Origin of the sequence: Pseudomonas cerasi, from assembly GCF_900074915.1 — a bacterium.
Taxonomy (GTDB): Bacteria; Pseudomonadota; Gammaproteobacteria; order Pseudomonadales; family Pseudomonadaceae; genus Aquipseudomonas; species Aquipseudomonas cerasi.
In genome coordinates this window covers 35,116-51,146 of the sequence record NZ_LT222314.1, presented here as the reverse complement: position 1 = coordinate 51,146, position 16,031 = coordinate 35,116, and the positions used below count along the sequence as shown (strand labels likewise).

The following is a 16,031-nucleotide window of genomic DNA, read 5'->3' as shown; positions in this document are numbered from 1 at the left end:
TTCCAGCTGGCGCGAAATGACACCCTAAGCGATCGACCTGTGCCGTTGAACGATGTCAGCGACGGTGTTCTTGCTGATGCCAAGGTGAATGCGAAGGCTTCGCCGGCCTCGGTACTTTGGCCTGGTCGTTCAGTTGCTTTGCCACCGTTTCACCGGGCTCTGTCAGGTCGTAGTCGCCGAACGCGTACGTCACTAGTCCACGCTTTGCCAGGGCCTTGCAGGTGCGCACACGTGCTGCATAGCACAGGGGGCCGTGTACGTCAAAATCGTCCCACTCCCAGCCGTCCTCCAGCTTCATCAGTACCTTCTGCATCGGCTCACTGAGCTTGGTTGTCATCGCAGTTTTCCTAGCTCTTACGGCTGTCGAATCCAAGGCGTCGGATAATCGCATTTCGGTCGCCTTCAGCTAAAAGCATATCCTCTGCAAACTGCGCGGTTTGCTTCTTGTAACGCTCCCAAACCTGACGTTGTAACGGTGTCATTTGATCAGTACCAAGCTCGATCCAGTCTAGAGCGGTAGCTAGCTGTAACGACCTGCAATCGAAATGGCCTCGACCTGCAATCATCGAGTTTTTCGACCGGGATTGATTGCGTATATTCGAGCCAGCAAACCGGGATTATTTGCGAATGAACCTGCATTCATCTGATTAGACCTGCAATCGACCGTCATGAACCGGAATTATTTGCGAGTGACCACTCGCTGTTGGCGCTGATTGAAAACTGACCCACCCTGCCGATTGAAAATTGACCCAGGACGGATTGCTGATTTTTGCCCCAGCAATTGTGGATAAGCTTAGCAGCAGTGTTCCGATTGAAGACGCATCAAGCCCCACCGCATGCAGCAGGGCATTTATGGTGCGGATCAAAATGGCTCATCGTCCTCGATATCATTTCCGTCCTTTCGCTTTCGTTCGCGTGTTTTGATCTTTGTCTGGGCAGCCAATGTGCTGTGTTGTAGGCGGTAGGACTCGTTGCCCGTTTCGACGATGTGGCAGTGGTGTGTCAGCCGATCCAGCAACGCGGTGGTCATCTTGGCGTCGCCAAACACACTCGACCATTCCGAGAAGCTCAGGTTGGTGGTGATGACCACGCTGGTGTGTTCGTACAGTTTGGACAGCAGGTGAAATAACAGGGCGCCACCGCTTTGGCTGAAGGGCAAATATCCGAGTTCATCCAGTATCACCAGGTCTGTGCGCAGCAGTGCCTGGGCGATTCGCCCTGCCTTGCCATCGTACTTCTCACGCTCCAGCAGATTCACCAGATCCACCGTGGAAAAGAAGCGCACGCGTTTGTTGTAGGCCGTGATTCCGGATACAGCCAAGGCACTGGCCAGGTGTGTTTTCCCGGTGCCAGGGCCGCCGATGAACACGACATTCTGCGCGGTTTCAGTGAACGCCAAGCTGGATAGATCGCTGACCAGCCGGGCATCAGCGCTGGAAGCGCTGAAGTCAAAGCCAGCTAAGTCACGGTGCATGGGGAGTTTTGCCATGTTCATCTGATGATTCACCGAGCGCACCGCGCGATCCGCATGTTCCTGCTGAAGCAGATGTTCCAGCAGCCATTTCGATGAAGCCGTCGACGCTGTTCCTTGAGAGACCAGTTCTTCCCAAGCACTGGCCATGCCGTGCAGGCGCAGTTCTTTGAGTTCAGTCATTAGGTCACGCATTGCGATTCTCCTCATCGGTCGTACGGAGCCGGTCGTAGCGTGCTGTATTGGCAACCGGCGCCACTTTGAGTTGCAGGCTGGTTTCTACACAGGGAGGTGGTGCGGTGGAGGTCAGGCGGGCAACGACATTGAGGATGTGATCGGCGCTCAGACTTCCCGATTCAAGTACCAGCTCCACCGCCACCAGCACTGGTTCGAGACCGGCGATGGGCACAGCAGCCAGTACCTGCATCATGATTCGATCACCGTTGGTGTGACGCCTCAGTCCGCGTTTAAGAAGCTGTAACGGTTTTGGCAGATCAGCAAATGGAGCGCCATTGCGCAGTGCACCAGGCTTGCGTTCGATGAGTGGGATGTAGTGCTGCCAGTCAAAACCGATCTGATCTCGATCAAAGAGGCGCTCGTGACTGGCGATCACCGTTTCGTCGGCAATGACCACGATTCGCGAAGGGTACAAACGGCTGCTGACCCATTGATCCACACGCTCGCAAGGCACCGAATAACGATTGCGCGCCACGCTGATCAGGCAGGTGCTAGAGACACGGACGGTGCGTTCCACGTAGCCATCAAAGGCCGTCGGCATCGGCATCATTTCAGCCTGCTCCAGCTCCAGGGCTTCTGCCACCGTCAAACCGTTGTACTGCGGATGTACAAGTTCAGCCCAGAGCGTACGACAGCGTTGGCCGAGCCAGACGTTCAGCTCCTCGAAGGTATGGAACATGCAATTTTGAGCATCGAGCCAGATTCGCCTCCGGCTGTCTTGCACGTTCTTTTCGACGATGCCTTTCTCCCAGCCAGAGGCCACGTTGCAGAAGTCCGGATCGAACAGATAGTGCGCGCACATCACGGAAAACCGGGCATTGACCGTGCGGCCTTTGCCTTTGTTAACCTTGTCGACAGCCGTTTTCATGTTGTCGTAGATGCCGCGACGTGGCACGCCACCCAACGCTCCAAACGAACGTGTATGGGCATCAAACAGCATCTCGTGGCCTTGACTGGGGTACGCAACCAACCAGAACGCGCGACTTGCGCACAGCTTCATATGGGAGACCTGGATACGTCGAAACAGGCCACCGATCAGCAGGCCTTCTTCGCTCCAGTCAAACTGAAAGGCCTCACCGAGGGCAAAAGTCAGCGGTACAAAAGCGCGTACAGACTTGCCTTGCTCGCACCGCCAAGAGCGGACAAACGCCGTGAGCTGGCTGTAACCGCCGTCATAACCCTCGGCCTTGATCTGCTCAAAAAGTGCCTTGGCGCTCCTACGGTTGTGTTTTGGCCGGAACGAATCAGCCTTGAGCGCCTGCTCTAAGGTCTCGTGAAAAGGGTTGAGCTTATTGAAGGATGCGCACCGTTGGTACGCTGGTTGATTGGCTTCGGGCGCTCTGACCCATTTTCGGATGGTGTTTCTCGACAGCCCGGTACGCTTGGCTATCTGATGCAGCGAGAGCTTGTCGCGGAAGTACATCCGCCGGATTTTTCCCAACATTTCCATGCTGATCACCCTGTGTTCTCCTGCTCAAAAAGTGAGCAGAAGCAGTTGAACACCTGGGTCAGTTTTCAGTCGGCAGAACAGCCTCTACTGGGTCAGTTTTCGGTCAGCGGCAACAATACACGGCGGCAATCAGCGGGCTGACGGTGCAGGGACTGGTCCTCAACGCTCAGGCGATCGCGCAGATGAGGTACGTGAAGCCCTGACAGGGGGAAGGTGCGTCCGCACCTAGGCTTCGCGGTGAAATAACCTGCGTTAATGCGGATTGATAGGGATTTTCACTGCATAAGTAACGCATCAGCGTCTTCCTACCCATCGCTATGAAGGCATGACGCCTCCTTCCATAGCGTCAGCTTGATGCATAGGCATTTTGAAATTCCTATGCATCAAGAGTGTGCTCAGCCCGGTGCTTCGATTGCCAGCGTCGCACTGAGCCACAGTCTCAACGCAAACCTCGTCCATAAGTGGATTCGGCTGCAATCGCAGAGAATTGCCATCCTGCAAGTGATGCAGCCAGTAGCGCGGCCACGTATCAGCAGCACACAGCAGCCGCCCACTGAGTTAGCCATTCTTCCAGCTAAGGTCATCACACGAACGCTGTCATTCCACTAGATTTAAAGGCAGAAGCAAATAAATTCTGCTAAAACAGCTAAATAATAATGAATACCGGAACAAAGGCTTTATTTATTAAAAATCACGAACTATAGTGAAAGTCTCACTCATCTAGTAGGCGACCTCGCGCATGACTCCTGCCGATAACGAAATAGCTGAACAGCAGAATTTTGTAGACTTCAACTCCATTCTTTATACGCCTCAGTACGCCGCTGGCTGCTTCGGTCTGACTACGCGTCGACTTATGGCCATTGAAGAAGAACACGGCTTGGACATCAAACGCATAAAGCGTGGGTCGTCTACATCCAGGGTCTACACGGCCTCGGATCTTTTCAACATCGCCGCGCTGCGTCGGTCGCTAGGCCATCTCAAACCAATTGGTCGTCAAATTGTCGCTTCAACCTTCGTGCCAAAGGGCGGGACTGCCAAGACCACTACCGCGGTCAACCTTGCTATTAGCGCTCAATTTGCAGGGATTAAGACACTAATTATCGATAATGACCCTCAGGGTGATACCTCAAACATGCTGGGTTATGACCCCGACCTCAGCCCAGATGATCTCGTCGACATGAATATTCCTTCAGATCGGCTGGTGGATGGACATTTTGGCAATCTTCTCAGCCCGTTGCTTCGAATGAAGCCTTTTTCAGAAAAGGTGCTCGCTGATGTGATCAAAAAACCTTTTGGCGAAAACGGCATTCATCTCATCCCGGCTGACACATATCTTGAGGATTTGGCTGTTGCGCTCGATGCTTCGAACAATTCGGATATGTGGTATGCCCGATTCATCGAAGACGCAAATGCAGGAAAAGTACCAGGATGTGACCTTTCTGTTTATGACCTGATAATTATTGACAACGCGCCTGCTGGCTCTCGATTGACCAAGAATTCAGTTGCAGCTAGCGATCTATTGTTGTGCCCCGTTCGGATGGACAAATTTTCGTTCAGAGCACTGTTAAGGTTGTATGAGTGGTGCGCTCGATTCGCAAAAGAGTACAGCTATGCGCCTGCTCTCATGGCTATTCCTACGATGTTTATTCGCAAGCGCGCTAGGTTGTTAGCAAATCTTCAATCACTCAACACGCTTTTCCCTGGGCAGGTAACTGAGGAAAAAATCTATTTTTCCGAAGATTATTCGAAGTCACTGGATGATGGTATTCCTCTCATGTTGTGGAAGAGGGCGAACTCACAAACCATCGACACTGCAAGGCTTGTCTTTGGTGAAATCTTGCAGAAGATTCGCAGCTTGGCCGCCTGATTTTAAACATGGTGCTTCTAGCACCACCGCTCACTGATGCTTGTAGCACCACAAACACCGACTGGTGCTAGTAGCACCACTAAGAAACGGATAAATAATCATGAAATCCGATGATTTCCCGGGAAAACCTAAAGTCGGCCCAGCCATCAAAGGGCTGAAAGCACCGACGCCGATAACCACGCCTGACTCAACGACGGCGCAGCCGACAGGGAGGGCCGCGATGCTTCAAAGAATGAGCCAAGACTCCGAATCACCACAACTACAGGTGCCGAATTCAGAAGCGGCCTCAAGCAGGACCGCTATCCATATTCTGAATGTTGACCAGATAGTAAAATCACCATTTCAGCCAAGATTAGTTTTCGATCAGGCTGCACTCGAAGATCTTGGAACGTCAATCCAGACAATTGGTCTGGGACAGCCAATCCTTGTCAGGCCGCTGCCGAACGGACTTTTTGAGTTGATAGGCGGGGAGCGTCGATGGAGAGCTTCTAAACTCATCGGCAACATGACCATAGAAGCTATGGTCAAGCCCATGTCAGATGATCTCGCAATGCTTTTGGCGTTGACAGACAACGACCAGGAAGACCTCACAGACTATGAGAAAGCTCGTAGCTATTACTGTCTTCTCAAAAATGGTGAAGATTCGAGTATGCGTGCTCTAGCAAGGCGACTAGGTACGAATCATTCAGTGATCAGCCGTCTCCTGCAGCTGACACAATTACCCGAGAGCATACGCACAATACTGGACGGGCATCCAGCGCTAATCACGGCGAATTACGCTAAAGATTTCAAAGACCTATCCACTATCAATGAAGATTTAGTAGTAAATGTGGTCGAAAAAATGGCTTCAACTGGACTGCCACAAGAAGCTGCACTGAAATTGATAAGACGTGAAGTTGATTCGGTAAGCAGACCTGAAGCAAAGCAGGCAAAAAAAAGTGCAGTAGACGGGATAGGGACACTGCGTATTCTGGGTGACAGGGTTGAGGTCAAGTGTGCAAAGGGAATTGACGCTACAAAACTCGCTCAGGAATTTTTGACATTCCTGCATTCTTTGGATAAAGCTCAAATCCTAGAAGCTGATGAGTCCCCGTCGGGCCAGTGAACCAAAATCAGCGCAAAGATTGGATAATTTCAACGAAAAAGGATAACCAAATGGATAGAAATCAAAATCGCGGAGCTGAAATACTTGCATTTACCTTGGGCCTTGCCATGGTCTGTTACGTTGTTGCCAAGGCGTTTTCAGACTACCTGGGCGTGGACATCACAGCCGGGGGGCGGGTACTTTTAGCGCTTTTAATGGCCCTGGGTATGATTGGCTATGCAGTCTGGAGCGAGCTGACAAATGGGTTCCTCGGCTTCAGGGCACTTTTACCGTTGGCATTTTCCACTCTCTGGAGCGGTATGTGGCCAGCCATGCAGTATTGGGGCACCAAGTCGCTGTATTTCCCCGGCCTGCCTAGTGAGTATCAAGACTTGGAATGGTGGGCAAATGGATATACTCAGTGGGGTGGATGGGCTCTCATCCTGTTCGGCGGATATGGCATTGCATATTTCACCTGGCGGGCTAGGTAAGCCAACGAGTTATCACTTCACTGGCGCGCTTGATCATTTGGCCTTTACAACCCATAGCTGATCCAGGCGCGTCGTGTAACTCTGACTCATCTGATCACGCCTCATCCCCCAATCAGGCGTAACCGGTACTGATGCTGTTCGCAGGGTGCCACGGCCCCACTTGTCGTTGATCAGGTCCAAGGTAGCCATCAGCACGTCGGAGCTCAATGGCTGTGCGATTGAGAACAAGTCATTGGTAAACACGCCTGGCTGGCACATGTCCATCAGCAGCACTTCTGCTTTGCTGTACCTGAACCCGGGCCGGTAGATACGTGTGACAGCCTCTAACCGATCAGCCAACAAAAAAACCGCCTTTCTTTGGCGGTTTTGTTGTGCGTTAGGGGAGCCAGAGAATTCGGAAAAAATCGTACGCTAAGGTTTTCAGGCACACGGCGGATCATCCCAAAACCCTGATTACTTCGCCTTTACAACCCACAGCTGATCAAGCCGCGTCGTGTAGCTCTGGCTCATCAGCTCACGCCGCATGCCCCAGTCCGGTGTGGCAGGTACTGATCCTGTACGCAGCGTCCCACGTCCCCACTTGCCGTTGATCATGTCCAAAGCAGCCATCAGTCGATCCGAACTCACCGGCTGATTGGTCGTGAACAGGTCATCGGTAAATTCGCCTGGCTGGCAGATATCCATCAGCAGCACTTCTGCTTTGCTGTACCTGAAGCCTGGACGAAATATCCGCGAAACCGCCTCCGTCGCGTATTGGGTCATCACCCTCACATCGTTGGTGGGGTAGGGCAGCTGGACCAGTGCGCCATTCGCATACTTGGCCTCGTCAGGATTGAACATGCCAGTGCGGATACTCACCCTGATCTTTTTACACACGGAGCCCTGGGCACGTAATTTTTCAGACGCACGCATCATGTAGGTGGCCACCGCCTCCTTGATCGGCCCCAGCTCGGTCAGTCGTTTGCCGAACATTCTGCTGCAACAAATCTCTTGGCGTGGCGGTTCGACTTCGTCCAGCTCCAGGCACGCAGTACCCGCCAGCTCCCGTGCAGTTTTCTCGATCACAACGCTAAACGTTTTGCGCAGCATCCAGGGATCCGCCATAGCGAGGTCCTTGGCCGACAGGATCCGCATGCCCTCCAGATGCGCTTTCATTTTTCGACCAATGCCCCAGACTTCTCCGACAGAGGTATTGCGCAGCACCCAATCACGTTTTACAGGGTCGCAGATGTCCACGACCCCGCCGGTGTGCGCCTGGAGACGCTTTGCCGTGTGATTGGCCAGCTTGGCCAGTGTCTTGGTCGGTGCAATCCCCACCCCCACGGGAATTCCGGTGCAGCGATGGACTTTGGATCGTATCGATCTGCCCAGTTCGGTCATATTGCCAGGCATCCCGGTCAGGTCTAAAAACGCTTCGTCGATGGACGCCACTTGGGGTCGCCTCAGAAAACGGATTTTACAGTACGTTAAGCTGATTTCAGTCGTCGTAATGGCCGGAATCTTCCACCACGGGGTTTGGGGAGTAACGGAACAGAAAAACAACCTAAACCCCGCCACTCGCGCTCGGTATGGTTCAAAAGGGTGGTTCTTTCCAAGATGGCTCTATAGGCTTGCTGTTATACCCATAGAGCCATAGCTGATAAGCCATGGCTCTATGGGTATACCAAAATGGGCCATGTGATGACGACTCTCAATGTTGCGCGGGTGTACCTGCGTGTCAGTACCGAAGACCAGGACTTGAAGCGCCAAGAAGCGATCATTGGCAATGCGCGAGCATCGGGCTACTACGTGGCTGCGGTCTATCGCGAAAAAGCCTCGGGCGCTCGATCCGACCGTCCCGAGCTGTTGCGCATGATCGAGGACCTGCAACCAGGTGAAGTCGTCATCGCTGAGAAGATCGACCGAATCAGCCGTCTTCCCTTGGTCGAAGCAGAAAGGCTTGTGGACGCTATCAAGGCTAAGGGCGCACGCTTGGCGGTGCCCGGCATCGTAGATCTATCGGAATTGGCCGAGGCATCCCGTGGCGTCGCCAAGGTGGTGTTGCAAGGCGTACAAGACATGCTGTTGCGTGTGGCACTGCAAATAGCGCGTGACGATTTTGAGGACCGGCGAGAGCGACAGCGGCAAGGCATCGACTTGGCCAAGAGCGCAGGTCTATATAGAGGACGTAAGCCGAATGCTAAAGTGCATGAACAGATCATTGCCTTTAAAAGCGGCGGGTGTAGCATTGCAGAGACTGCTCGGCTGGCAGGGGTCAGCGTCAGCCAGGTAAAACGCGTTTGGACGCAGTACCTGGCGGCTAAGGCAGATGTCTGAGGTGCTGCTTGGTTCAGTAACCGTCTGTGACCTTGCTGAATTATTTCCAGCCTCTTGGTCAACAGTATCGAACCCTTTCATCAGGCAAAAAAATGCTCGATTTATCCGCAGAGCAACACCAGCTGGCGAAGATAGTCCATGATTATGCCAGCCGATTTCCAGCTACAGAAAGTGGCGATAGCCAGCTACTTCAGGGCTGCTATGACTATATGCTGGCTTTCAAACAGGTGTTCGACAGCTCATCAAAAATCCAAATGGACTACATCTGCCTGCAATATCCAGGATTTTTTCGTTTCGCGAAAATGATGGAGCTGCTGGCCCAAGGTATTGCTGATGGCGTCATTCAGGTGCCGAAAGAACACTCAACATGACAGGACGGTCATTTCGACGGTTTGGGCGTACAATTTTATCAGGAGGCATTATGAGCATTCAACTTGACCCTCGCGTCTCGGAGTTCGAGACCCAGGAACAGGCCGACAATTACGACCGTTGGTTTCGCCAGCGTATCGAGCACAGTTTGGCCGATCCGCGTCCACCCGTGCCGCACGATGAAGCAATGGCTCGCGTCAGAGCCATGATCGAAGCAAAGCGCCGCCGTGCTAGTTGAGTGGCTTCCACAAGCTTTGGAGGCACTGGAGGAAATCGCCGGCTACCTAGCCGAGCGCAACCCTTATGCTGCCGAGCAGATGCAGGCCACCCTTGAGGCCACGGTCGAGGCTCTCCCCCTGCACCCTTACATCCACCGTCCCGGCCGTGTTCCAGGAACGCGCGAAGCGGTTGTGCATCCCAACTACCTGGTTGTCTACCGCGTCGGTACAGAGCGCATCAGCATCTTGGACGTCCTGCACGCCCGCCAAGAGTACCCCTAGCTGCCGTCGACAAGATTCCGGCCACTACAACGACTGAAATCAGTTCAGCTTAACGTACTTTAAAATCCTTTTTCTGAGGCGGCCCCCAATACAAAACAAAACGCCCCGAACAAGTCGGGGCGTTTGCTTGGGCCTTCATCAGTGTGTTTTCACACAGTCTGCTCAGGTCGCTTCCTTTGTTGTTTCAGTGAGCAACGGGATTACCGCGGCATGTTATCGAGTTCGCCCCACGCCATATCACGCACGGCATCGCTGAAGCTGCGCTCACCTTCGAGGGCAACGCGGTTTGCCTGGTCCAGGCGCTTGGCAGTAGCGTCCATTGCTTGCCGCTCGCCGAGCAAGTCGGCGCGCAGCCGCTGCAGCAATGATGTGGTGTGTCGAAGCTCCATCGCCCTCTCTTCGCTATCCAGACCGCCCTCCTGAGCACCGCTTTCACGTTGCATCAGCAACGCTTCCCGGCGAGCGACCAGGTCATTCACTTGTGATGAGATACTGTTAAGTTCAAGTCCTGTTGCCGTGCTGGCTTCCCCCCCTCTGTCAGCCAGTATTTCCATGGCATGTCCGAGCGAACGCCGACTTTTTTCAACACTGAGCACTTGGTCCAAAGCCGAAGCTTCCTTCTGCCTGGTCTGCTTGCCGGGTATCGAGTAGACCACTTGGATAGCCTGGCGCATGGCCTTTACAGCTTCATCCAGTGCCTGATGATTTCGTTTGAGCGACGCAAATGCACCCCGCACACGTCCTCCATCTGCGTCGCGGTCCTCAATTTCAGGCAATGGCAATTCAGGAATGCGCAAAAGCAGCCGGTCTATAAGCGCGGACGCCATCCCATAAGCCTGCTGGAACGAACTGATCGCATTCGCCTCACGTTCATGGCGCAGTATTCATACGCTGGACTTTAACGTCGAGTTCTCGCGCAATGTCATCGGTTGTCAGCGCAGCAGCATCCCCTGCGGTGCGCAACGGCGGCTCTTTGCGCGGCGAAGGGAGGCCATACGGAACTTCACCGGCCTGGGTTCTCTGCCCCAGAGCCTGAATACCGGATTGCTGTAATGCTCGTAACGGCGACTGCAACGCCCTGTTTCCGGCCTCCAGCAATTCAACCCCTTGCAGACCGTCATACAGACCGTATCGGAACTGGATTTCCGCTTCGAACAACTGATGCGAGGTCGCGCCTGTGGCCGACACATTCAGCAGCGGCAGCCCTATTCTGGAGGTCACGGGGTTTTCATCGGTGTTATGGACGGCGATCGCCGCTAGCCGATAAAGGTCAGGCGTGGCTTGGATCTTGTCCAGAACGCCGCGCCAATTCAATTCACTTTCCGAGGAGCCTGGCAAATCGAGCGCACGTGCCGAAGCCTGCTGCTCGCGCGCCAGTAGCGCATCATTGATGGCGAACCTCGCCTGCGGGCGCATCTCGAAAACGTAACGCACCTGATTGACCTTGGGCAACGACTGGAAACTCAGCATGACTTGATCAAGCCCCGGCACCTGGCGACGCAGCTCCGCCAGATCGTTCAGCTTGCTGCCAAGCCCCAGATGACCGATGGCGTGAAAGACCACCGTTTCCAGCGATTCACGCCCGAACAGGTTGAATTCCACGCGCGCGCCGGGAATGGCTCGGGCGTGATTCTGGACGGCGCTTTGTTCCTGCTGACGCAACTGATGCAGCATCTCCACGATCGAGGCGCGCTCGATTTCGGAGCTCGCCCGCCATACGCTGTTGCCGGCGCTCGCCATTTCTCTGGCCGCATCGAGACGCTGACGGCGCAACGCCTTTCCATCCATGGCACCGATGGCTTCCACGCTGCGCGCCTTCGGGCCTTGTATGCGGTCAATCACCTGTTTGATGGTCGCGATACGCTCGCCGGGCCTGGTCGGGTAATCGAGCGCGCCCAACTCTGCGATGTTGTCAGGAAAGGCTTTGGCAAGGCGCTGGCGCATCTGGCTCCACTCCCCGGCCGTAACAGGCTTGGCAACTTCGGTATCGAAGGTGCGTTTATAGCTGGCCGTCGACAGGAAGGGGCCGCGGCGCTTGTCGTCAACCGCAGCATCGGTCGGCAACTGCACATCGCTTGACGCAACGCGGATGCCGGCGAGCTGCAGATTACCGTTCCCGGTGGACGCATTTATCAACTTTTGCGGGTTATCGCCCAGCGCGGAAGACAGCGCGCCGCCCAGATTCAGGCTGCTATTGAATTCAAGGTTGAAATCCGTGCGGCCCTGAAATTCCAGACCGATGATATCGGCCCAGGCGTGATCCAGATGTAACTCCATTTGCCCCCAGTGCGCGCCAGCCTGAGCCGTCCCGCCTATCGACAACGCCCCCGACGCAGTGCTGCGCCGATTGTCGGCGCCAGAGACGGCTGCCCCTGCCGCCGGCTTCTGTGGTCCATATTTCTGGCTCAGGCTGAAGGGCGATACGCTGACGTTCGCCCCCACTGAGGCATTCACATTGGTTTCGAACAGATCCAGACCAATCGAACCACCGTTCACACCTGTGCGCAGGATTTGGGTGCTGTCAGGGTGATTGACATCGAACAGCAGCCGCACGAAGTCGGAGATCGTCGAAGGCGCGATGATCACGGCGGCGCCCTGACCATGCTGGTACGCACCGGATATACCGAGGTTGCCGGAGCCTCCCCAAGTCGAGTTCATCGAGCGACCCGGCCGCGAATCGAGAACACGTCCGCCGCTGCCAGGGCCTGGCTTGAAGTCGATACCGACCCCGGACGTCGCTGATACGGAGGCTTTGGCATGGCGCACAAAAAAAGCGACCAGCCCGGCGTCGCCATCCTTGCCATCGCCGATGCGCTCTACGCCGAGCACCTGAAGCGCCTCGCCCGTTACGCCGACGCTAAACGCATTGAGGTGTTTCCAGTCAGCCGATCCCAACGAACCGCGCAATTCCAGACCACGCGATTGCGTCGAGAAGAAGGTGCTCCGGTTGAACAGATCCAGGAGCAAATCGGACATGCGCGCCGCCATTTCGTCCGGCGCGGCATTGGGCGGCAGGCCAAGATTTTTGAGCAACTGGGTACGGCGTGCCGAGCCCGACAACGTTATCTGTTCGCGAAACGTCGTCACCACATCATCGAAGGCCGCTAATTGCACCCACGAAGACAGACCGAGTTTGCACAATGCCGCAAGCCTGGCATCTTGCTGAAGCCGCTCCGTCATTTCCAGCGCCTGCGGGTCGGTGCTCGTCAACAGCGCATCATAATCAACTAAAGCTGCAATCAGCCCTGCTGTTCGCAAGCCGTGTGGCGCATGGCTGCTGGCACTGTCAGCGCTTCCATCATCCGCCGGCAAGCGTACGCCAGCACGCATCATTTTTTCACTGACCTCGCACAAGACGCTCAACAGCTCAGCCTCACGTTCGCCCATTCGATCAGGGTGCAGCGCCGCGCCACCCGCCAAGGCTTTAATACTCTGATTCAGGTTCGGCAAAATATCTTCTGATCTGGACAAGCCGACCGAAGACAGCGCTTTATTCACTTGCGAATGCTGTCGTCGCCACAGTTCGGCCAGCCGGAACGTTGGCGTAGAGGTGGTAGAAACCAAACCGTCCGCACTGTCACCGTCCCCCATATCGCCCATGATCACGCCTTCATGAAAGCCGATCTTGCGCAAGTCGCGTAACAGCGCTTCCAGCTTTTCTTCTCGCAGCGTCAACAAGCGTTGCGTTTGCTGATGTGACAGCCCGAACTTTTCCCCGTCGGACGGCCCTACGGCTGAAGCAACCCGCACTTGTGCGAGCGTCGGCAGCTGCTCGAACAGTATTTTTCCTGATGCATAAGCCTGTTTCGCCTCATTATGGAAAGTGGCCAAGCGCTTCTCCTGAGGCGTAGGCGGCAGGACGACACCCAACGTGTGCGCCATGGAACGCATTGCGCTGTTCGCCACGGAGCCCAACACATCCCTCGTCAACGCACCCACCTGAGCGCGGGTCGTATCAACCACTGCCTTTACGCTCGACGCCATCGTCAACGGGTTGTTGGCTGTTGTACCCGCCAGCGTCGTAACCACCGAAGCGTCATGATGCGGCGTGCTGAGACGACTGGCTTGCTGTTGATTGGCGAGAGCGTTGCTACCCGCAAGGAAGTTCTCCGTCGGCAGTTCATCGCTATCCGGCTCAGGCTTGACGCGTGCCGGCAAGGATCGATTGTCGTGCGATGTCATTGACGGCAGCAACGTGTGCCAGTTTTCTCCCAGCTGTAATTGTATTTGCCCTGTTCGAGTAGCGCGAAGACTTGAAGGGTGAACACTACCCGGCAGAATTATCGGCACCGGCTCCCAGCTGTCTTTCGCGTTCAATCGTTTCAACTGGGGGCGGTGGCTATGGGGGTGATGCAGCACGAGCAACTGATCGCTGAGCCCTACGGCGATGGCGATGGGGCGCTGCAACGCGGGAAGTCGGCGGGTTCGGCTATCCGCATCGGCAGCCATGAATCGCCCCGATTCCGTCAGCGCGACGACCCGGCGATTACCGTGAACCGCCAGCGCCTGTACGGGCTCGCCAAACTGCGCGATAAGGCTGGTGCGTAACGTGATCGTATCCGGTATCACCGCCAAAGGACCGCCCGCAGGATGACGCGGAAGTTCGGCATCGCTCGGCAACCAGGATGTACGCCCCTCCAGTTTGAGCTCGACGACCTGCCGGGCGTCCCCCCGTAAAGCGAAAACCGGTTTCCTGTCGATAAACCCCAACGGGCTGGAATAGAGAGCGGTCACACCCGTCAGCGGTTCGCCGCCCGACTGCTTTAGCCGTTCCCAAGGCTGATCAGGAGCCGCTTTATAATGCAGCACGCCGTCGATATGCCCCAGCTGCGCATGACCATCAAGCGGAACGTGCGACTGCACTGCTGCTTCCGACGGAACATGCAGCCCCTCGGTGTAGAGCAGCAACAACGGACGATCCAGCAGATACGCAGGACGAAACAGCGCCTCGCCTGGCGCTCGCTGCAAGCTCATGCGCCGCCCGTTCTGATCCTGCAGCATCAGGTGAACCGTGTCGTCTCGGGACAATCCCATAGCGGTCACGGCCCAACCTTTCCCTTGGGCAAAATCGCCGGGTAATTTCAGCCGGTGGGCTTCAACAGGTCCTGTGCCTTTCAGATCGGCCTGATAAATGCGTCCTTTGTCATCGAGGATCAGCGCAGCGGTGCCACCCGGCAACGGCAGCAAATCAACGGGATGCGCCGGACTCTGCTCGCTCCCCAAGGCGCCAGCTTTTGGCCGCCAAAGCTCGACTGGACGGGAAATGCCATCTGAATGCACCGCGCCCTCATGCAGCCCGTGCACCTGACCACCCGCGCCAATGCGCAGCGCCGCGCCTTCAGGAAGCCGTTCAGTGGTTATGGACTCGGCAGACGCGTCAGTTGCGCGCCACAGTTGTTTACCGGTGTGTAGATATACCTCGCCATCCGCCTGCAAACCAATCATTCGCAGGGGCTCTCGGGGGTTCATGCCTGGCAGCGTCAACGGCGTCCAGCGCTCTTCCATATTGGCGGTATGAACCACACCGCCGCGCTCCAGATAGGCTCGATCATGGGAGGACTGCCAGACCCCGGTCAATAACCCTACTGGAGGTTCAGCAAGCCGGGCAGCCACAGCATCGGCGGTGATTTCCCCGCTGATGCCATGTTCCATCTCGGGATGGACCGTCGACACGGCCATCAACATGCCCGGCACAGAGGTGAAAAACGCCTCATTGCGCGGCGCCAGCGGTTCCGTCTTCACGGCGGTGTAACGCACCAGCTTGCCATCGTTACCAAGACTGGTCTCGCTTTGAACCGACGGTCGCTTTGCCAGCCAGGCATTAATGACACTCTCTCCCTCCGTATGACTTGCGACCCGAACATGCCTTCCGCGTTGTGACGGCACGGCTTGCAGTCCAAGCGTCTGGCTATTCAAACTGGCATGAGTCCGATTTCGCATGCCGCCCTTGCGAGATGACTCGCTGTCAGCAGCAATGGGTGAAGGCTCTGGCGATGGAGGGGGATTGGCCGCGGGCGCGGCACTTTCGGTATGTTGAAGCGCTGGAATGGCAGTCAATCCGGAAGAGGTAACCTTTACCATAGTTATTATTAAACTCCTGTATATTAATTTTATATCCCGTTTATTACCCACGAAGCACCAACGGCATCATGCCGAAGAGAACGCGGTCTACATCTCCGTTACACGCTAATGACCCGGAACACTGTGAGTTCTACCGATTAGAGCTTTCTCCGTTGCTGTAATAAA

The 16,031-nt window shown here is 55.4% G+C and carries 11 protein-coding genes and 2 pseudogenes; 7 read left to right on the top strand and 6 right to left on the bottom strand.

The window, feature by feature from the left end; translation table 11 throughout:
* Window positions 1-55 precede the first annotated feature (55 nt).
* The 3 genes from PCPL58_RS00795 to istA all read right to left on the bottom strand — a co-directional run bounded on the left by PCPL58_RS00795 (window position 56) and on the right by istA (window position 3,158).
* Window positions 56-337 carry a hypothetical protein gene (locus PCPL58_RS00795; RefSeq protein WP_024421360.1) on the bottom strand — a complete coding sequence of 94 codons (282 nt, stop codon included), beginning with the start codon at window positions 335-337 and terminating at the stop codon, window positions 56-58.
* Between the two features lie 525 nt (window positions 338-862).
* A complete protein-coding gene (gene istB / locus PCPL58_RS00790; protein WP_031598096.1) occupies window positions 863-1,666 on the bottom strand; it encodes an IS21-like element ISPsy20 family helper ATPase IstB in 804 nt (267 codons plus the stop codon).
* Entirely contained in the window at window positions 1,659-3,158 is a 1,500-nt protein-coding gene (gene istA / locus PCPL58_RS00785; RefSeq protein WP_104685638.1) for an IS21-like element ISPsy20 family transposase, read from the bottom strand. The genes istB and istA overlap by 8 nt, the downstream gene beginning before the upstream one ends.
* Window positions 3,159-3,897: 739 nt before the next feature.
* Between istA and PCPL58_RS00780 the strand changes: the two genes are divergently transcribed.
* The 3 genes from PCPL58_RS00780 (at window position 3,898) to PCPL58_RS31805 (ending at window position 6,600) form a co-directional block, all read left to right on the top strand.
* Complete coding sequence (locus tag PCPL58_RS00780) at window positions 3,898-5,025, top strand: ParA family protein (RefSeq protein ID WP_065348599.1); 1,128 nt, start codon at window positions 3,898-3,900, stop codon at window positions 5,023-5,025.
* Window positions 5,026-5,125: 100 nt separating this feature from the next.
* The gene (locus PCPL58_RS00775) at window positions 5,126-6,130 is read left to right on the top strand and encodes a ParB/RepB/Spo0J family partition protein (RefSeq protein WP_005615818.1); all 1,005 of its coding nucleotides are present in this window, start codon (window positions 5,126-5,128) and stop codon (window positions 6,128-6,130) included.
* Between the two features lie 50 nt (window positions 6,131-6,180).
* Window positions 6,181-6,600: a hypothetical protein gene (locus PCPL58_RS31805; RefSeq protein WP_229687585.1), complete on the top strand. Its 420-nt coding sequence runs from the start codon at window positions 6,181-6,183 to the stop codon at window positions 6,598-6,600.
* A 33-nt stretch (window positions 6,601-6,633) separates the two neighbouring features.
* Here PCPL58_RS31805 and PCPL58_RS30420 read toward each other — a convergent pair whose 3' ends face one another.
* Window positions 6,634-6,939: a DUF4113 domain-containing protein gene (locus PCPL58_RS30420; RefSeq protein ID WP_229687586.1), complete on the bottom strand. Its 306-nt coding sequence runs from the start codon at window positions 6,937-6,939 to the stop codon at window positions 6,634-6,636.
* A gap of 114 nt (window positions 6,940-7,053) precedes the next feature.
* Window positions 7,054-8,034 (bottom strand): annotated as a pseudogene (locus PCPL58_RS00760) (Y-family DNA polymerase); the annotation flags it as partial.
* A 246-nt stretch (window positions 8,035-8,280) separates the two neighbouring features.
* Here PCPL58_RS00760 and PCPL58_RS00755 point away from each other — a divergent pair.
* The 4 genes from PCPL58_RS00755 to PCPL58_RS00740 all read left to right on the top strand — a co-directional run bounded on the left by PCPL58_RS00755 (window position 8,281) and on the right by PCPL58_RS00740 (window position 9,785).
* A complete protein-coding gene (locus tag PCPL58_RS00755) occupies window positions 8,281-8,916 on the top strand; it encodes a recombinase family protein (protein ID WP_065348598.1) in 636 nt (211 codons plus the stop codon).
* Between the two features lie 92 nt (window positions 8,917-9,008).
* Window positions 9,009-9,287: a hypothetical protein gene (locus PCPL58_RS00750; RefSeq protein WP_003320513.1), complete on the top strand. Its 279-nt coding sequence runs from the start codon at window positions 9,009-9,011 to the stop codon at window positions 9,285-9,287.
* A gap of 50 nt (window positions 9,288-9,337) precedes the next feature.
* A complete protein-coding gene (gene relB / locus PCPL58_RS00745; RefSeq protein ID WP_005730485.1) occupies window positions 9,338-9,523 on the top strand; it encodes a type II toxin-antitoxin system RelB family antitoxin in 186 nt (61 codons plus the stop codon).
* Window positions 9,513-9,785 carry a type II toxin-antitoxin system RelE/ParE family toxin gene (locus PCPL58_RS00740; protein WP_003348606.1) on the top strand — a complete coding sequence of 91 codons (273 nt, stop codon included), beginning with the start codon at window positions 9,513-9,515 and terminating at the stop codon, window positions 9,783-9,785. Before relB ends, PCPL58_RS00740 begins: the two co-directional genes overlap by 11 nt.
* 200 nt (window positions 9,786-9,985) lie before the next feature.
* On the opposite strand, the pseudogene PCPL58_RS00735 reads toward PCPL58_RS00740, so the two are convergent.
* Window positions 9,986-15,725, bottom strand: a pseudogene (locus PCPL58_RS00735) (type III effector).
* Window positions 15,726-16,031: the final 306 nt, after the last annotated feature.